Origin of the sequence: Parendozoicomonas sp. Alg238-R29 (assembly GCF_947331445.1) — a bacterium.
Classification (GTDB): Bacteria; Pseudomonadota; Gammaproteobacteria; order Pseudomonadales; family Endozoicomonadaceae; genus Sansalvadorimonas.
Genome location: NZ_CAMZOG010000009.1, coordinates 51,073 through 69,403, shown reverse-complemented (window position 1 = coordinate 69,403; position 18,331 = coordinate 51,073). Strand labels below are relative to the sequence as shown.

At 48.3% G+C, this 18,331-nt stretch carries 14 protein-coding genes; 4 read left to right on the top strand and 10 right to left on the bottom strand.

Annotation, left to right across the window (positions count from 1 at the left end):
- Positions 1–25 precede the first annotated feature (25 nt).
- Positions 26–802 (bottom strand): class I SAM-dependent methyltransferase, encoded by a 777-nt coding sequence (locus QMA35_RS04025; protein WP_281645847.1) that lies wholly within the window; start codon positions 800–802, stop codon positions 26–28.
- A gap of 143 nt (positions 803–945) precedes the next feature.
- Here QMA35_RS04025 and ubiD point away from each other — a divergent pair, with 143 nt between their 5' ends.
- The 3 genes from ubiD to QMA35_RS04010 all read left to right on the top strand — a co-directional run bounded on the left by ubiD (position 946) and on the right by QMA35_RS04010 (position 4,379).
- On the top strand, positions 946–2,412 hold the full coding sequence (ubiD, locus tag QMA35_RS04020; RefSeq protein ID WP_281645846.1) for a 4-hydroxy-3-polyprenylbenzoate decarboxylase: 1,467 nt from the start codon (positions 946–948) through the stop codon (positions 2,410–2,412).
- A gap of 76 nt (positions 2,413–2,488) precedes the next feature.
- A complete protein-coding gene (locus tag QMA35_RS04015; RefSeq protein WP_281645845.1) occupies positions 2,489–3,529 on the top strand; it encodes an alpha/beta hydrolase in 1,041 nt (346 codons plus the stop codon).
- Between the two features lie 121 nt (positions 3,530–3,650).
- On the top strand, positions 3,651–4,379 hold the full coding sequence (locus QMA35_RS04010) for a hypothetical protein (RefSeq protein ID WP_281645844.1): 729 nt from the start codon (positions 3,651–3,653) through the stop codon (positions 4,377–4,379).
- Between the two features lie 87 nt (positions 4,380–4,466).
- Here QMA35_RS04010 and QMA35_RS04005 read toward each other — a convergent pair whose 3' ends face one another.
- From QMA35_RS04005 to QMA35_RS03990, 4 genes are all read right to left on the bottom strand, one after another.
- Positions 4,467–6,611 (bottom strand): 3-hydroxyacyl-CoA dehydrogenase NAD-binding domain-containing protein, encoded by a 2,145-nt coding sequence (locus QMA35_RS04005; protein WP_281645843.1) that lies wholly within the window; start codon positions 6,609–6,611, stop codon positions 4,467–4,469.
- A 14-nt stretch (positions 6,612–6,625) separates the two neighbouring features.
- A complete protein-coding gene (locus tag QMA35_RS04000; RefSeq protein WP_281645842.1) occupies positions 6,626–7,831 on the bottom strand; it encodes an acetyl-CoA C-acetyltransferase in 1,206 nt (401 codons plus the stop codon).
- Between the two features lie 492 nt (positions 7,832–8,323).
- Positions 8,324–8,809, bottom strand: a complete 486-nt coding sequence (locus tag QMA35_RS03995) for a hypothetical protein (RefSeq protein ID WP_281645841.1) — start codon at positions 8,807–8,809, stop codon at positions 8,324–8,326.
- Positions 8,810–8,961: 152 nt separating this feature from the next.
- A complete protein-coding gene (locus QMA35_RS03990; protein ID WP_281645840.1) occupies positions 8,962–10,050 on the bottom strand; it encodes an AraC family transcriptional regulator in 1,089 nt (362 codons plus the stop codon).
- Positions 10,051–10,126: 76 nt separating this feature from the next.
- Here QMA35_RS03990 and QMA35_RS03985 point away from each other — a divergent pair, with 76 nt between their 5' ends.
- Positions 10,127–11,794 carry an AMP-binding protein gene (locus tag QMA35_RS03985; RefSeq protein WP_281645839.1) on the top strand — a complete coding sequence of 556 codons (1,668 nt, stop codon included), beginning with the start codon at positions 10,127–10,129 and terminating at the stop codon, positions 11,792–11,794.
- 50 nt (positions 11,795–11,844) lie between these two features.
- On the opposite strand, the gene QMA35_RS03980 is transcribed toward QMA35_RS03985, so the two are convergent.
- From QMA35_RS03980 to QMA35_RS03960, 5 genes are all read right to left on the bottom strand, one after another.
- Complete coding sequence (locus QMA35_RS03980; RefSeq protein WP_281645838.1) at positions 11,845–12,336, bottom strand: hypothetical protein; 492 nt, start codon at positions 12,334–12,336, stop codon at positions 11,845–11,847.
- A 153-nt stretch (positions 12,337–12,489) separates the two neighbouring features.
- The gene (locus QMA35_RS03975) at positions 12,490–15,336 is read right to left on the bottom strand and encodes an FAD-binding and (Fe-S)-binding domain-containing protein (protein WP_281645837.1); all 2,847 of its coding nucleotides are present in this window, start codon (positions 15,334–15,336) and stop codon (positions 12,490–12,492) included.
- A gap of 43 nt (positions 15,337–15,379) precedes the next feature.
- Complete coding sequence (locus QMA35_RS03970) at positions 15,380–16,054, bottom strand: lactate utilization protein (protein ID WP_281645836.1); 675 nt, start codon at positions 16,052–16,054, stop codon at positions 15,380–15,382.
- Complete coding sequence (locus QMA35_RS03965) at positions 16,051–17,502, bottom strand: LutB/LldF family L-lactate oxidation iron-sulfur protein (RefSeq protein WP_281645835.1); 1,452 nt, start codon at positions 17,500–17,502, stop codon at positions 16,051–16,053. The genes QMA35_RS03970 and QMA35_RS03965 overlap by 4 nt, the downstream gene beginning before the upstream one ends.
- Positions 17,499–18,323, bottom strand: coding sequence for a (Fe-S)-binding protein (locus tag QMA35_RS03960; protein ID WP_281645834.1), 825 nt, complete (start codon positions 18,321–18,323; stop codon positions 17,499–17,501). Before QMA35_RS03960 ends, QMA35_RS03965 begins: the two co-directional genes overlap by 4 nt.
- Positions 18,324–18,331: the final 8 nt, after the last annotated feature.

Below are 18,331 nucleotides of genomic sequence, written 5' to 3'. Positions count from 1 at the left end.
GAGTAAAAGTTTTATCTGCAGAAAACTATTTTTTTCTGGCAATAAGGCGCACCTGATCATTTTCACCATGATCCCATAGTGGATATTGTGGAGCAGGGCCCGTTGTTATTTTCTCAATAACAAACCCCATTCGCTCAAATAACATAGCCAACTGCCCAGAATTAAAAACATTGAAATAGGGTTTTGGCAATATCTGTTTATGCAACTCATAAATATCCAAGGCTTCCTGTGTTGGTGGAACAACAGCAAATATTTCCCGTTCTATCTCAAGTATGTTTTCAATGGGAGTGAAATAATCTGGGCGCTTTTGGCGTTGTTTGGCTCGTTGTTCTTTCAGGTCAATAGGTTCTAAAAATTTCGCATTTTCACTACAACAGGTAATGACTGCTTTACCACCTGATATAAGTAGACGATGTAACTCCCAGACAGTCGCAATCAGTTCAGCGTGGTTCAGGAAGTGAAAAACTTCAGAACAAAGAATGCCAGAGAAAGTACAGTCATTGAATGGAATATTTTCGGGAAGGCTCAGGTGATGAAAGCTGAGCTCTGGGCGCAGAGAATACTGGAGAATCAGGGCATTGACTGTATCAATAGATAGTTCTGTGGCATAGACTCTGGCACCGGCATCCAGCGCCTGAATGGTGTTTTTACAATTACCGCAGCCAATATCGAGAAGCGGATGTTCACTGTCCCAGCACTGAATCCAGTCCTCAACAAGAACATTGACCCCTTCAAATGTGACACCTCCAACATGCGCCACAGGGTTAAATAACGGTTTTTCCTTTTCTGCCGTGGAGCTCATTGACTGCCCTCAGGTGCTCTTCGGTTAATCGAGCGGCAAGTATAGGCAGGCATTCTTAGCTCATCGGCGCTTTTACAGATATGATACCCACGCAGAAATCCTAGATATTGTGTGCAGTACCTCCATGGTAAAAAGGTCAGTGAATGAAATACCGTGACTTGCGGGATTTTATCGATCAGCTGGAAAAGCTGGGCGAATTAAAGCGTATAAAACAAGAAGTCGACCCTTATCTTGAAATCACAGAGATCAGTGATCGCACCCTGAGACGCGGCGGGCCAGCCTTATTGTTTGAAAACCCGAAAGGTTCAGACGTTCCTCTGCTTGCCAACCTGTTCGGCACACCTAAGCGTGTGGCGCTGGGAATGGGGCAGGACAATACTGATGCCCTGCGTGAAGTGGGCAAGCTGATGGCTTACTTGAAGGAACCTGATCCACCCAAGGGCTTCCGTGATGCTCTGGAAAAGCTGCCGATATTCAAGCAGGTTTTGAATATGGGGCCTAAAGTGGTTCGCAAAGCTCCCTGCCAGGAAGTTGTTCTCGAAGGTGATGATATTGATATCACCAAACTGCCAATACAGCATTGCTGGCCCGGCGATGTTGCCCCGCTGGTGACATGGCCACTGGTAATCACCAAAGGTCCGTTAAAAGAGCGCCAGAATCTGGGGATTTATCGCCAGCAATTGCTTGGGCCAAATCGTTTGATCATGCGCTGGTTGTCTCACCGTGGTGGCGCTCTGGATTTGCGGGACTGGCAGGAACGTAATCCGGGTGAACCTTTCCCGGTTGCAGTTGCTCTTGGTGCAGATCCGGCAACAATTCTGGGAGCTGTAACTCCAGTGCCAGACAGCCTTTCTGAGTATGCTTTTGCCGGTTTGCTACGAGGTTCCCGCACCGAACTGGTAAAAGGCACAATTACCGACCTGCAGGTGCCAGCCAGCGCAGAGATTGTTCTGGAAGGTTATATCTACCCGGATGATTTTGCTGACGAAGGCCCATACGGAGATCACACGGGTTACTACAACGAAGTGGAAAGCTTCCCTGTATTTACGATTGAGCGCATGACCCATCGTAAAGATCCAATCTATCACAGTACCTACACCGGCCGTCCGCCCGATGAGCCTGCCATGCTGGGTGTGGCTTTGAATGAAGTTTTTGTGCCGATTCTGCAGAAACAGTTCCCGGAAATTGTTGATTTCTATCTGCCGCCGGAAGGGTGTTCCTATCGCATGGCCGTTGTCACTATGCGCAAGGAATATCCCGGACATGCCAAGCGGGTGATGCTGGGAGTCTGGTCATTCCTGCGACAGTTTATGTATACCAAGTTTGTGATCGTTTGTGATGATGATATCAATGCCCGTGACTGGAATGATGTTATCTGGGCGATGACAACCCGAATGGATCCCAAGCGGGATACAGTCTTTATAGAAAACACACCCATTGATTATCTGGACTTTGCTTCGCCAGAAGCGGGCTTGGGTTCCAAGGTTGGTTTTGATGCCACGAATAAGTGGCAGGGAGAAACCAAGCGTGAGTGGGGACGTGCAATCACCATGACTGATGAAGTGAAATCCCGGGTTGATGAGCTGTGGGATGAGCTAGGTATCGATTAAATAACGGTGTGACAATATGTGACAATAGATGTCACAGCAGTACTGTTAATTAAGAAGAATAAGAGGGAGTGCTGCTGTGGCTGTCTATATCGTAACGAACCGAAGAGTTGATCAGAACAACCAGATCTCCATAGATGGTAGAGAGAAGGCCCAGAGCTGTTTCCGGATTGCAAAGTTTCACGAATATCAAAAAGGTATCAGTGATCAGCAGATTCATGAGTGCTATTCACTGCTGGGTGACTATGGCCTACGTGGATATAGAAAACTTCTTGATACGCCAGCTGATCAACGTGAAGGAACTCAGGCGTTGTTCGGGAATCTTTATGAGGATATGGTCGGGAAATCCGGTGATGTCATGTTCTTTATTCATGGTTTCCAAAATGATCTTCATGATGAGTTTGAAGGTATTGAACGGCTCAAAGAGCAATATCTTCACAGCGCAGAGCATCCTCAAAGAAAAGTGAAGCATCTAGTTTATTTGTCCTGGCCTTCTCAGTCTGACCTGAAGTACGAACGTGATCAGGAAGATGCCCGCGATACAGGAGTTATGCTGGGGCGATTGTTCCGAAACCTGAGAATGTTTTTTGCGGATATGTTTGAGAAGGACTGCCTCGAACCTTGCCGTAACAATATCCATCTTGTTGCCCACTCAATGGGTAATCAGGTTCTGGATCATATGCTCAAGAGTCTGGAAACAGATGATCTGAAACCACTGTTCACAGAGAGCATCCTGTTTAATCCGGATGTGGATCACGATGTTTTCACCGATGAAGGGGGTATGCGTCGCCTCACATCTATTGCTGATCGTGTGCATGTGTATATGCATCGAAGTGACGAGGCCTTACTGGTTTCCCGTTATACAAAAAATGGCAAGCGCAGGTTGGGACGCAGCGGCCCGGCTTACCCTAAAAATCTCCCTGACTTTGTGTATGTTGTGGATATCACCAACACCAAGAGTGTTGGGGGAGTGAACAATATGTTTGATCACTGGGGTTACACCGAGTGCCCTGAGGTAGTGCAGGATGCTACAGCAGTATTGAAGGGAGAGGGCACTTTTTCAATACCGAGCCGCCAGCAGCATGAAAGTGTTAATCCATGGAAGTTTATTCTTCCCTGAAACAGGTGCTATTGCTTTTCAGGGCTATCGCTTTCAGGGGCTATTGCTTTTCAGGGGTTGTTGCTTCATAAGGGTTTAGATCGTTACTATGCGGCTGAGAATCATTTAATCGGGGGAGCCTGTGTCTGGGCAAGCAGTACAGAAGCAAGTCAAAGTTCAGCGACTGAGCAAAATTTCCGGCGATGTATATCAGATCATTCTGGAAGCCGCAGATGGTCAATCATTGCAGTGGGCTGCTGGCCAGTATCTGGAAATCATCATGCCCACAGGGGATCCCTGTGCTTATTCCATTGCTTCGGCACCGGCGGAAGATGGCCAGACTCTTGAACTTCATATTCAGTGTTTTCCAGGGCATGAGCGTGCCCGGCAGGTGATTACCCATCTGGAGTCAGAAGAGGTTGTTACTATCAACTTGCCCAATGGAGACTGCCATCTTGGAAGTTGCCCGGATGCTCCGTTGGTTCTGATCGCTGCAGGAACCGGCTTTGCGCAAATGAAAGCTATGGTTGAGTTTTCATTTGCTAAAGAGCATAAGCATCCCGTGCACCTTTACTGGGGCGTGCGTCATCCCAGCGGCTTTTATATGCCAAGCCTGCCGGTTTATTGGGCCAGTGAGAAAGGTGTTCGCTATCACCCAGTAGTCAGTGAGCCTGAAGCGGACAGCGACTGGAATGGTCGTCATGGCTTGCTTTATAAAGCAATTCTTGATGATAAAGAGCAGTTGGCAGGTGCGCATTTTTATATCAGTGGTTCACCCGATATGGTGTATGCGACGATGGATGCTTTAGTGGAAGCAGGTTTCCCAGAGAATAACTTCCATTCAGATGTATTTGCTTATTGTCCCCGATAGTTTTAATCGCTTAATAGTACTAAAAAAGCCCTTGCTGAAAATGTTCAGTAAGGGCTTTTGGGGTTTTGGGGAGCTTGGAACTCGTTATTAGTCCTTAAATGTCTCGCCTTTCTCAGCCATCTCTACCAGCAGCGCAGGTGGTGTGAAACGCTCACCATACTGGTCAGCCAGTTCGTTGGCGCGAGCAACAAACTCAGGCAAACCGTACTGGTTGATGTACTGCAGCGCACCACCACTCCAGGCGGCAAAGCCGATGCCGAAGATAGAGCCAATGTTGGCATCACGTACAGATGTCAGCACGTTCTCTTCAAAGCAGCGGGCAGTTTCCACGGCTTGAATAAAGAGTAAGCGCTCTTTGATATCCTTCAGCGGCATTTCATTCTCATCACCGAACATATCTTTCAGTTCAGAGAACAGTTTCTTCTTACCACCTTGTGGATAATTGTAGAAGCCACCACCAGCAACCCGGCCAGCACGCTCAATAGAAAGCATACGATCGATAACTGCCTCGGCAGGATGAGGTGTATAGGCTTTGCCTTCCGCTTCCATATCCTTGATAGTCTGGTTACGGATCTTGGCCGTCAGCTCCAGGCTTACTTCATCGGCAACCGCCAGAGGGCCAACAGGCATACCGGCCAGCAAGCCAGCGTTTTCAATCGATGATGCCGGAACACCTTCACCCAGCATCGCCACACCTTCGTTCAGGAAGGTGCCGAATACACGAGAAGTGAAGAAACCACGACTGTCGTTTACAACGATGGGAGTCTTGGCGATCTGCAGAACAAAGTCGTAAGCAAAAGCCAGAGCTGCATCAGATGTCTTCTCGCCACAGATAATTTCCACCAGTGGCATTTTGTCTACCGGAGAAAAGAAGTGCAGGCCGATAAAGTTAGCAGGGCGGGTGCTGGCCTCTGCCAGACCACTGATTGGCAGAGTAGAAGTATTAGAAGCGAAGATCGCTGAGTTTTCCAGCTGAGCTTCGGCTTCCTGAGTGACCTTGGCCTTGAGATCACGGTTTTCGAATACCGCTTCAATGACCAGATCACAACCCTTCAGATCTTCTGCAGAAGAGGTCGGCAAGATGCGGGAAAGAATCGCTTCACTCTTCTCGGGAGTCGTGCGACCACGGGACAAGCGCTTCTTCAGCAGGTTTTCAGAGTATGCCTTACCCTTCTCGGCGGATTCCTGAGAAACATCTTTCAGGACTACGTCGATACCTTTGCTGGCACAGGACCAGGCAATGCCAGCGCCCATCATACCAGCACCGAGAATACCCACCTTTTTAACCGGCTTCTTCTCGATATCTTTTGGACGGCGGGCGCCTGCTTTAATTTCATTCAGCTGGAACCAGAAAGTACCGATCATGTTCTTACTCACCTGACCAGTAACCAGCTTGGTGAAGTAGCGTGACTCAATGCGGGTAGCCGTTTCAAAGTCGGTCTGCGCACCTTCCACCGCTGCACTCATAATGGCTTCAGGGGCAGGGAAACAGCCTTTGGTTTTATCCTTTAACATGGCTGGAGCGATAGGCAGTTTTTGAGCCATAGCTGGGTTGTTTGGCTTGCCGCCGGGCATCTTATAGCCTTTCTGGTCGAAAGGTTGAGCTGACTGAGGATTGGCTTCAATAAAGGCAACAGCCTTAGCCATAAGATCATCAGTATCTGTAGCCAGTTCAGACATCAAGCCCATTTTCAGTGCTTTGGACGGCGAGAGTTGCTTACCTTCCATCAACAGAGGGAAAGCTGCTTCCAGACCTAGTAAACGCACGGTACGAACTACACCACCGCCGCCAGGGAGCAGGCCGAGAGTGACTTCAGGTAGACCCACTTTAATCTTGTCACTATCCAGGGCTACACGATGATGCGCTGAGAGACAGATTTCCCAACCACCACCAAGAGCAGCACCGTTAATAGCAGCAACAACAGGCTTACCCAGAGTTTCTATCTGGCGCATGTTAGCCTTCAGGCCTTCCACCATCTCGAAGAATTCCTGACTCTGCTCAGGCGTTACCTTATAAATGCTGTTCAGGTCTCCGCCAGCAAAGAAGGTTTTCTTGGCAGAGCGGAAGATCACACCTGTTACCGAGTCAGCTTCAGAAACCAGTTTTTCCGTCACTGCGGCAAAACTGTCCTGAAAATCCTTGTCCATCACATTGGCAGAGCCATTGGGGTTGTCCATGATCAGATGAACAATATTTTTGGCGTCTTTCTCATAACGAATAGCGTTAGACATGTTGTATCCCTCCCTTACACGCGCTCAATGATGGTTGCGATACCCATGCCACCACCCACGCAGAGGGTGACCAGGCCATAACGCTGCTGGCGAGCTTCAAGCTCGTCCAGAACAGTACCCACCAACATGGCGCCTGTCGCGCCGAGAGGATGCCCCATTGCGATAGAACCACCGTTTACGTTGATTTTTTCCCAGGGAGCGCCTGTTTCTTTCTGGAAGCGCATAACAACAGAAGCAAAAGCTTCATTGACTTCAAACAGGTCAATGTCATCAATAGACAGACCTGCAAGATCCAAAGCTTTTACTGTGGCAGGGGCCGGGCCGGTCAGCATTATGGTTGGATCTGTGCCGACAACGGCGGTGGAAACAACTTTGCCACGGGGTTTGATGCCCATTTTTTTGCCAGCTTCTTCACTGCCCAGTAGAAGCACAGTTGCGCCATCAACAATACCGGAAGAATTACCAGCATGATGAACATGGTTAATTGTCTCAACCTGTGGGTACTTTTCGCGCGCCACACTATTAAAGGCCATCTCGCCCATCATTTGGAAAGATGGTCTTAGCCCTGACAGGGCTTCCACGCTGGAATCTGCTCGTACTAGTTCATCTTTCTCAAGAATGGTAATGCCGTTCGCATCCTTAACGGGAATAATAGATTTATCAAATGCCCCCTTTTCCCAAGCAGCTGCAGCTTTACGGTGAGAATTTACGGCATATTCATCAACATCTGTACGACTGAAATCAGCCAGGGTTGCAATCAAATCGGCACCAATTCCCTGAGGCATAAAACCAGTATTCAGGTTGGTTTCAGGATCCATTGCCCAAGGGCCGCCATCACTGCCCATTGGGACACGGGACATGGATTCAACACCACCGGCAACAACCAGGTTTTCCCAGCCAGAGCGAATCTTCATAGCCGCTAGGTTCACAGCTTCCGAGCCTGATGCGCAGAACCGATTCAGAGTGACACCGCCCACATCATCTTTCCAATCAGCGGCCAGTGCGGCTGTTTTAGCAATGTCTGCACCCATATCGCCGACAGCTGTAACACAGCCAAGTACAATGTCATCCACATCGGCTGTATCAAAGCCGTTGCGTTCTTGCAGCGTTTTTAAAAGATTGGCTACCAGAGTGATAGGCTTTACTTCGTGCAGTGCACCGGTTTTTTTGCCACGGCCGCGAGGCGTGCGAATGGCGTCGTAAATATAAGCTTCGCTCACTGATCGTTCCCCCTCCATAAATAGTGCCCTACAACATAGCGGAGACAGGTAAAGTCACAATGACCAAAGCAGACAGAGGCTGTGGCCTAACAAACCACAGTTAGGCTCTGTTCGGCATATTAGTTGGTAGTCGTATAAACTCCTTCCACCCAAACGTGTTGACTGGAGATCACCACGAACGACACCGGTTTTGTCAGTTTATGGAAACCGTGACCACCCTCCGTTCCCGCCAGATGCGTGTTTTACGATCAGCCCTTCTGGAAGAGTCTCAGCCTGCCCAATGCCAGCTTTACAAACGTCTTGAAAGTAACTTTGCTGCTCTCCTCCGGCGGTGTGTATTCATATCGTTATCTGGGCTGAACAGAGCCTTACCCATTCGCTATGAGTACAGCGACTCTGTTTTTCGCTGCCTGATACGGCGAGGCCATAAAAAAGCCACAACCCTGTTCTGGCGTTGTGGCTTATGGAATTATCGGAGTATCGGAGTTCTATTTAATGACGAACAGCATCTCCAGAAAGACTCTCAAGAATCGTTTCCATTGCTTCTTCCCGTGAGCAACATACATCAACTTCGTCTATATCTTGCAGGTCTTCGTTTTCGCTCTCACTTACGAGTTCTGCCACGTCTCTTGAAAAGCCTTCCAACAACTCTTGAATTTCTTTGGCGTGTTCTGTCAGTTTTTGGTCAAACTGGATTACGAAAACAGGGTTGTTTTCACTGTCTTCCAATGTGGTTTCATACAAGCCATGGCGAAAGTGGTCTTCATCAGTCAAATCCGCCAAAGTAAAAGAGCGGGTTGTGATTTTAGATTTGAGTACAGACATCAGTTCAAGGGCGTCGGCACCGGACACCATACCGTTTTGCAAACACTGACTAATAAACTCTTTGGGAGTTTGCCTTGAGTCCCGAAACCGATTGAGCAAGTCCTTATGTCGGTAAACTCCGTTTTCCGAGCTGGGGCTTTTCTTATTAATCATGGCACTCTCCCCTCCGTTGAGTTTTTTCAGTTTACCTGTGAAATTACTCAAAAGGGAAGGCTATCACCCATGACAAATTTTATGACATAGAGTCATTGCCATAGTAATCAAATGGTTATGCGGAAATGGAAAATTATGTCTGTGCTGACTCGTTATTCAGCTGTCACTCGCTCTTCCCGCCAGGCGCCTGGTGTTAACCCAGTCCACTTTTTAAAAGCGCGGTGGAAAGTGCTTGGTTCAGCAAAACCTGTCAGTTCAGCAATTTCATTAATCGACATGTCCTGGCGCAGGAGATGGTAAACGGCAATATCCCGGCGAATGCTGTCTTTAATTTCTCGGTAAGAGTTACCTTCACCTTTCAGACGTCGGCGCAGGGTTTGGGTCGACATATTCAGACCACTGGCAATATCTTCAAAAGAAGGCAGCTCTTCATAACGGGTATTGGCTAAACGGCGGCGGATGCGGGCAGAAAGGCTATCATCATGGCGATAACGGGTTAGAAGATTACCAGGAACTTCCGAAAGGAATTCATTTAGACTGCGGGCATCCTGTACAACAGGCATAGATAAGTACCGCGAGCCAAACACTATCAAATTAACTGGCTGTTTATAGTTGCGGGCGCAGGGAAACATAAGGCTGTACTCATCAATATCCCTTGGCTCTGCGTGGCAGAAATCAACCCGGTTAAGTAACAGGTGACGGCCAATAAGCCAGCTGCTCCAGCGCACCAGGCAAATCATTAGCGATTCTATAAGGAAGTGGTCGTCCAGCCCCCCTTTATCAATATGTTCAATCGCAATTCTTGCTTCCTCTCCCTGACAGGAAAGGCTGAAATGCATACTGGGAGTAACCATGGAGAAAAATTTAAAACAGCGGCGCAGAGCATCACCAAGAGTGGCACTGGTAATGCATGCCCGAGCCATCATGTTGAAAGCACCTGTGGGAGCTGAGTGCCCGGATAGACCAAAGAACTCGTCTTCCAGCCCAATACAGATTAATTGAATAAGTCTGCTGTAAGCCTCTGGATCTGCTCTTAACTCGGCATTGGTGAGAATGTCAGGATCAATACCTGCCTGATCCAGTAAAGCAACACTACTACCTTTTCGGCTTTCATATCCGGCGAGACAGGAGCGAACAAAAATACTGGCTATCGTTCTGGTCGGCCTTTCATCTTTCATCGGTGTGGCTTTATTGTTTTCCCGAGTGGAGGGGATTGTTCCACCGCTGGCCCCTGCAAGCAACCAAAACCCTTCTATTGGCTATCAGCTTTTATTGTGTTGTACTGAAGAAAATAAAAATAATAAATGGACTTTCATTATGGCAGCAAAGAGTGCTCCCCTCTCCGGGCTGACCACAACACCTCTGGATATGCTCTATTACTGGGAACAGAATCACCCAGAGCAGATCTATCTGCGCCAGCCAGTCAATAGAAAGTGGAAAGATTACACGTGGAAAACATTTGCCAAGCAGGTGCGAATTGTTACGGGTTGGATTAAATCCCGACATTTACCAGCTGGTAGTCGTATAGGTATTCAGGCGAAAAACTGTGCTGAATGGTTGATTGCTGATATGGCCATAATGATGAGCGGTCATATCAGTGTTCCGCTTTATCCTGGGCAATCGCCAGACGATCTTCGTTACATTATTGAGCATGGGGATATAAAGCTGATTTTCGCTGGTCGCCTGGATCAACCAGAGTGGTTGCAGCAGGCGTTGATCGAAACGTGTCATACCATTGGTATGAGTGGTTGTGCACTGGAAACAGATTTCAGTCTTGATGAGATACTAACTACCGGCACTCCCTACAAAGACAGCCCCCGCCCCGGCCCAGAGCAAGTCTTCACTCTAATGTATACCTCAGGCACAACTGGCAATCCCAAAGGTGTGATGCACACTTATGGCGGAGTGGCTTTTGTTTGTTCCCGTGTAGTGAAAGTTTTTAATGTCGATTCAAGAGATCGCTATCTCTCATATCTGCCTCTTTCCCATGCAGCTGAACGAGTTATAGTGGAGATGGCCAGTATTTACTCCGGTGCCAGAGTTCATTTTGCAGAAAACATAGACACCTTTCTGGATGATCTGAAGAATACCAGACCAACTCTGTTCTTCTCGGTACCTCGTTTGTGGCAGAAGTTTAAGATGGGTATTGAAGAGAAAATCCCTCCTAAACGACTGCGGATGATTTTGCGAATTCCTGTTCTGTCGCAATTACTTTCAAAGCAGATACTGAAAGGTTTGGGGCTGGATAAAGCGCGTATCTGCCTTTCCGGTGCGGCTTCAATTCCAAAAGACCTGCTGCAATGGTTCAGCCGTTTGGGACTGGATATTCGCGAAGGTTATGGAATGACTGAGAACCTTGCCTACGGAACTTTCTCCCAGGGAGGTAAACCTTTATTTGGTTCCGTTGGCACAACCATGCCGGGTTGCGAGATAAAATTTAATGAGCAGGGAGAGGTTATGTTCCGCAGCCCTGCCGTTATGCGGGGCTACTATCGGGAGCCGGAGAAAACATCTGAAGTTTTAAAAGATGGTTGGTACTGTACCGGGGATGTTGGTCATATTGACGACGACGGCAGTCTTTTCTTAACTGGCCGTATCAAGGATCACTTTAAAACCAGTAAAGGTAAATTTGTTGCCCCGGTACCTATTGAAGATCGCTTATCTACTCACAATGCTATCGAGCAGCTCTGTCTGATGGGGCAGGATATGATTTCTCCGGTTCTTGTTGTCAGCTTGTCTGATTCCGGGCAGCTATTGGAGAAAGGTTTGCTGCAGCAGGAATTAGAAACTGAAGTTGAGCAGGTGAACGATAACCTGATGCCCCACGAACGAATTGGCAAAGTGTATATAACTCGTGAGCAGTGGACAGTTGATAACGGGTTGGTAACACCCACTATGAAGATTAAACGTCATCAATTAGAGCAGCATTACAAAGGCTGGATTGAAAGCCGTGCGATTGTTCAGGAAATGGTGGTATGGGATTAATTTCCCAGAGAACTGCCTTGGCTTTTGGTCAAGGCAGTGTGTGGCAGATTTTACAGTTTCAACAACTGGCCTTTCATACTCTCAGGTACTTGATCAATAGTAACAACCTGCAGCTGGGGATTATCAGTGTTCCCTGCAATATTTTGATTCAACTGTGCAGAGGCAGATTCTGGCAGTTTCCACATCGCTCCCGTTACAGGGTCTACGATAAGCATCCCGATGATGCCGCCAATCAGAAGGTTGCCCCAGTACCAGCCATCAATTTGTGAATCTACAGTAATGACAGTCGGTTCATGACCGGGCTTCTCAAAAGTGATTGTGTATTTGGCCCCAGAAAAGAACCCACTACCGCTGTTTAAGAAAACTGTGGCAGGTGTTTGCCCACTATGTACAACGACTCCATTATCAGCAGTAACAGAAAATGTGGCGTTGGATGGTGTACTTTTCAGAGAAACCGGGTAGTTGCTTTCACTAACAATAGAGGCACAGCCAGTAATAAAGAGAGTAGAAGCAATAGCAGAAGCTAAAAACAGCTTTTTCATTGAAACATCCGTTTTGATTTTTATCAGGTGCGTTTGAGCGCCCGTGAACGGTAGCAAACTTGGTTATGGTGTTGAAGCTGCTTTACCGTTCACAAGCTGTCTGTCAACGTTTCAATATATGTTTTTTATTTCAATGAAAGCATTTTTGCAGGTTTAATCCTCATATTGCACACAGCGATCCAGCAAATAAGCCACAGAGTGATAGGGCACACCGCTGTGGTGACTTAAGCCAATCTCACAGGTACGGTTGGAAGAAACACCTTCACGACAATTCTCGGGTACCTGATCGTTGAGAGGTGCCAAGGCGCTCGCATTCAGTTCTGGCGTGGTAAATCCTTTATCCCCAGCGAAGCCGCAGCAGGTGATGTCTGTTGGTATAACCATTTGTGACGTACAGCGGCTGACAATGGCTTTGATTTTCTCTGCCCCCCCCAGCTTCTGGAGGCTGCAGGGAATATGAACCATCACAGGTTCATCACACTGCTGAATGTTCAACTCACCCAAAAGGTGTTCGTATGCAAACTCAACAATGTCATAAACTTGTAAACCTCTGGCACCGTCTTCGTTTCGTTGCTGTCCAGTGCAGCTGCTGGTGTCGGAGATAACCGGCCACTCACCATGTCTGCTGGCCTCCCAGAGTATCTGGTGTAATTCGTCAGCTTTACTTCTTGCTGCATCTGGCTGTCCTTTGGAAGCAAAAGGCTGACCACAGCAAAGACTGGAAACAGACTTTGGTATAACAACCCTGTAGCCAGCTTTTTCCAGTAAACGTTTTACGACTTTGGCCTGTGGTTCCTGTTCAAAGTCCATCCGGGAAGGTGCCATATTACGACTGGCGCAACTGGGAAAATAGACAACTGTCTTTTGCCCTTGAACTTCAGGCAAAGAATCTTCTTTCAATGGTGCCTGACTGGCTGCTTTCGGCATAGCATCGTTCCACAGTGGAATACGTTGCCCAGACAGCTTATGCACAGTGCTGCATATTCCAGCCATAGCATTTGTTCCAAGAAGGCTGTGAGCTGTATCAGCAACTCTCAGTGCTGTGCGAACGCCAGCAGTCGTTCCACCAAAATGTCCCCCCACCCATTGGGCTGTGCTGTTGAAGCCTTTGTTCTTGTCTGCTCTCAGCTTGAGGGTAAGCTTTCCGGTATTGATTCCTACTGGGCAGCGGGTGGAACACAGACCGCACGCTGCACAGGTATCGATGCCTTGCCAAGCGTATTCGCTTTCCAGTTCCTGTAAGCGCTGAAGTTCCTCCGGAGAGTGCCCTTCTCGTTTAAGTCTGCTGATTTCGCGCCACAATACGATACGTTTTCTGGGAGTCAGTGTTAAAGCCTGAGATGGGCAAACAGGTTCGCAGAAACCGCATTCGATACACTTATCTATAAGTTCATCGGCTGCCGGCAAAGGCTTTAAGTTGGTGACATGAGCGTTCTCATCGTCATTAAGAATAACACCGGGGTTCAGAAGGTTTTTTTGGTCAAACAGCTGCTTGACAGATTTCATTAACTGATAGGCGTCACTGCCCCATTCCAGCTCAACATACGGCGCCATATTACGACCGGTACCATGTTCTGCTTTCAGAGAGCCACCAAACTCCACGGCAACCAGTTTGGCAACGTCATCCATAAATTGGCGATAGCGTTCAACCTCCTCCGTAGAATTAAATGCCTGGGTAAATACAAAGTGGAGGTTGCCCTCCAGAGCATGGCCAAAGATAAGGGCTTCACTGTAATGGTACTTATCGAACAGTTGCTGAAGACGAATAACCCCTTCAGTCAGTTGTTCAACGGGAAAAGCAACATCCTCAATAATAACGGTGGTGCCTGTCTGACGTACTGCACCAACAGCGGGGAATAACCCTTTACGAATAGCCCACAATGCTGAGTATTCAGCCTCCACCTCTGTAAATGCCACACGCTCCAAAACCTCGAAGCCTGCGATGATATGCTCAATGGCCGTAACCTGCTCCTGCAGAGTGCTCTGGTTTTCGGCACGGGTTTCTACTAGCAAAGCACACGCATTAGTGCCTAATTGACAGTTGATAAACTCCGGCAATCCAGGTTTGCCTTCGACCGAGGCCATAGCTCTTCTGTCCATCAGTTCAACAGAGGATACCGGTGCAGGTTTCAGTGCTGTAACGGCCCGGCAACAGGTTGCGACATCGGGGAAAACAACCAGAGACGATGCTTTGTGTGCATGATCCGGAACCGTGTTGTAGGTTACTGAAGAAATAAAGCCAAGGGTTCCCTCAGAGCCCACCATCAGATGGGCAAGAATATCCACGGGGTCTCTGAAATCCACAAGGGCGTTGATGCTCAGCCCCGTAGTATTTTTCAGGCGGTATTTATGTCTGATTTTTTCTGTCAGTGCTGTGTTGTTTCGAACCCCTTCGGCCAGTTTGGTGAGATCTTCCAGCAGCGCTGCATGACTGTTGCGAAATGCCTCAACGTTATCGGCATTGCCCGTATCCAGTAGGGTGCCGTCGGCCATGATCATACGAATGCTGTCTAATGTATGGTAAGTGTTTTGAGCCACACCACAGCACATACCACTGGCATTGTTGGCTGCTATTCCCCCTATCCGGCATGTGTTGATAGAGGCTGGGTCCGGACCAATCTTTTTTCCCAATGGGGCGAGAATGGCGTTCGCCTCCGAACCAATGACCCCGGCCTGTAGAGTGATTTTGTTGCCACCATTTACAAGCTGATGTCCTGTCCATCCCTTACTGGCAATAACCAGCACTGAGTCTGTAATGGCCTGTCCTGATAAACTTGTACCAGCTGCCCGAAAAGTAACTGGCACCTGTCGTTGATCTGCTTCAGAAAGAATTAACTGAATGTCCTGCTCGTTCTCGGCAAGAACAACCAGCTGTGGAATAAGCCGATAAAAAGAGGCATCCGTGCCAAATGCCAGTAACCGAGACGCATCAGTTAGCAGGCGCTCCTCTGGAATCGAGTTTTTGACAGCGTTATAAAAGCCGGTGACAGCGGTGTTCATTTTTTGTTCTCTCTTCTACCTGAGCAGCAGGGCAGCAAGTTGCTTACTCGACCAGTAGGACAATGAGTTCACGTGGACCATGAGCGCCATAGGCGAGAATCCGGGCAATATCTGCAGTTTTGGATGGTCCGGAAATCAGTAAAGCATTTGTGGGCATGCCTATGGCCCAGCCTTCCTGCCTGATGACATCGGCAAGGGTATTGTAAATATCTTTTGCTTTTAGCAGGACAAAGTGGACAGGTGGAACCAATGACATGGCTCTGGGCTCATGCTCATCAGGCCAGAGAACCAGGCTTCCAGTTTCCGCAATTGCACTGCGGCAGGTGGTCAGTGTTGCCGGGATATCAAAGAACAGTTTGTCCTTTAGGCCTGGTGGGTTATCTGGCACGGTTTGCAGGGTTAACCCGGATTCAACAATGAACTCCTGAGTTGCCATGCGTTTACCGGTTTCTCTTTTGGAAGATACCAGCAGACAGTTGATGTCTTTCTCTAACAGTATCTTCACAAGAAGCTCTGGCCAAAGTTCTTCAGTTGTGCGGTGAATCTCTGTTTTTACCGCAGCCATCGCAGTAATAAAGTTCTCAGTGCGCTGGTTTTTGTCCCAATCGTAATGAGCTGTTTGTCCATAATCATCAGACAGAGAAAGACTTGGATCTTTACCTAATCCCTTGCGCAGACGATTTAAAATATTGGTTCTGGAATCAATACCTGTGCTCACAGCTCAGCACCTCCCTGCTGTTTTCTGTATTGCTTTACCAGACTGTGCAGGCTTTTCTTGGACGGTTTGGGAGATGTTCGAAAGTCAGTCCAGCCTTTCATCTTTGATGGGGTCAGGCCGCGGAAAAGTGTGGCTGACAATGCAAAGCTTCGATAAAGGGCAGGCGAGCTATACAGTTTGCTCCAGCTGAGCCAGGCAGCTTTTTCCGTATGGGTGTATTTGGTACCGTGGCCGCGAATAACCGCCTCTTCACCCTTCTTGAGTTTACGAATGCCTTCATGGCGTAGACGTCTGAGTAAATCGGGTATTGGAATACGTACCGGGCAAACTTCTGAGCAGGCACCGCACAGAGTTGAAGCACTGGGTAAGTCTTTGGTTTCTTCCAGACCCAGCAAGTGAGGAGAAAGTATGGAACCTATCGGGCCTGGGTAAGTAGTGCCATAGGCATGGCCCCCCAGGCGCGTGTAAACCGGGCAGTGATTCATGCAGGCTGCACAACGAATACACTGCAGGGTTTGACGCATTTCCTGATCGGCATAAGGGATGGTGCGACCGTTATCCAGCAGAACCAGATGCACCTCTTCCGGCCCGTCTTCGCTCCCTTTACGAGGAGAAGAAATCATATTGACATAGGTGGTTATGGGCTGACCGGTTGCTGAGTTGGTAAGCAGTGTCAGCAAGGGCGGCAGGTCATCCAGATATTCAATAACCTTTTCGATACCGGTCATGGCAACATGAACTTTTGGCACAGTGGTGGCCATGCGACCATTACCTTCATTCTCCACCAGTACCAGTGTGCCGGTTTCAGCCACCATGAAATTTACGCCGGTAAGTCCAATATCTGCTCCGTGAAAAACCTTTCGAAGTTCTTGACGGGCAGCCTGAATCAGCTCATCAACATCCTCTGTGTATTCGCACTCATCCAGATTTTTCTCGAACAGGCGGGCAATGTCTTCTTTCGTTTTGTGAATAGCAGGCATCACAATATGAGAAGGTTTGTCTTCAGCCAGCTGAAGGATATATTCCCCCATATCGGCTTCTACCGGGTTGATACCTTCCTGTTCAAGAAACGCGTTGAGTTCAGTTTCCTCGCTGACCATGGATTTGCCTTTGATCATGGTTTTAACACCATGATGTTGGGCTATATCCAGAACGATCTGGTTCGCTTGCTCGGGGGTTTCAGCCCAGTGCACACGAATACCATTTTCACGTAACTTCACTTCCATCTGCTCAAGTAAGTCCGGAAGTTTGGATAGTGCTCTTTTGCGAATGCTTGCACCAAGGTTACGCAGATCTTGTAGCTGCTGATCATCAGTAAAGCGGCTACTGCGTTTATCCATTAGGAAGTCCATAGCTTCCCGGAAGTTTGTCCGAAGTAGAGGATTATTCAGATCACGTTCAACCCGCTCATCAAAGCTCAAGTTCTGCGCTGGAATACGTTCGCTCACAAATCGTCACCTCCGATGCGCTCCCAGAGATAAGAGGCCAGATGTGTTCCTCTCATTTCTTTTTCCTGGAACTCAAAGGCACCGTTTATATTCATCAGGCAACCAAAATCCGCACTCACCAGACGATTGGCTCCGGTATCGCTAATCGCTTTTACTTTGTCGTTTACCATGGCGCCGGAAATATCCGGGTAACGTACACAGAAGGAGCCACCAAACCCACAGCACTCGAACTCGTGATCCTGGGTAATGCGGGTAACGCTGCTGAGGCTGTCAATCAAAGCCCAGCTGGTCTGATGAACATTCATTTCTCTACGTGCGGCACAGGACGTATGTACTGCTACAGTTTCCGGCTTACCTTTATCTTCCGGCTGGTAGCCCAGTACATGTACAAGAAATTCGGTGAATTCAAACACTCTGTCTGCAAACTTGAGAGCTTGCTTTTCTTCAGGGTGGCCGGCAAATAGTTTGGGGTAATGATGATGCATCATGCCACCACAGGAACCCGATAGAATCACAACAGGCCAGTCCTCTGGCATGATATTCATCTGTAAACGGGCAACCCCACGGGCTTCGTCATCATATCCTGAGGTATAGGCAGGTTGGCCGCAGCAGGTTTGCTGTTCTGCGAACTCAACCCTGATACCCTCTCTCTCTAACAGTTTTATAGCGTCAAGGCCTGCTTCGGGCTGCAACAGATCAACAAGGCAAGTCCCGTATAAATACACTGCTTCAGGCCGTGAAGGATAGGCTCTTTTTTTCTGAAGGCTGGGCGTGGGTTGCTGGTTGTTGTCGCCCATGGCGTTTACGAAAAGTTCTGACATACAGAAAA

Bases quoted from the DNA above. Each gene is read 5' to 3' on its own strand.
- QMA35_RS04025 (WP_281645847.1), bottom strand. From the start codon at position 802: ATGAGCTCCACGGCAGAAAAGGAAAAACCGTTATTTAACCCTGTGGCG.
- ubiD (WP_281645846.1), top strand. From the start codon at position 946: ATGAAATACCGTGACTTGCGGGATTTTATCGATCAGCTGGAAAAGCTG.
- QMA35_RS03985 (WP_281645839.1), top strand. From the start codon at position 10,127: ATGGCAGCAAAGAGTGCTCCCCTCTCCGGGCTGACCACAACACCTCTG.
- QMA35_RS03975 (WP_281645837.1), bottom strand. From the start codon at position 15,336: ATGAACACCGCTGTCACCGGCTTTTATAACGCTGTCAAAAACTCGATT.
- QMA35_RS03960 (WP_281645834.1), bottom strand. From the start codon at position 18,323: ATGTCAGAACTTTTCGTAAACGCCATGGGCGACAACAACCAGCAACCC.
- QMA35_RS03980 (WP_281645838.1), bottom strand. From the start codon at position 12,336: ATGAAAAAGCTGTTTTTAGCTTCTGCTATTGCTTCTACTCTCTTTATT.
- QMA35_RS03995 (WP_281645841.1), bottom strand. From the start codon at position 8,809: ATGATTAATAAGAAAAGCCCCAGCTCGGAAAACGGAGTTTACCGACAT.
- QMA35_RS04005 (WP_281645843.1), bottom strand. From the start codon at position 6,611: ATGTCTAACGCTATTCGTTATGAGAAAGACGCCAAAAATATTGTTCAT.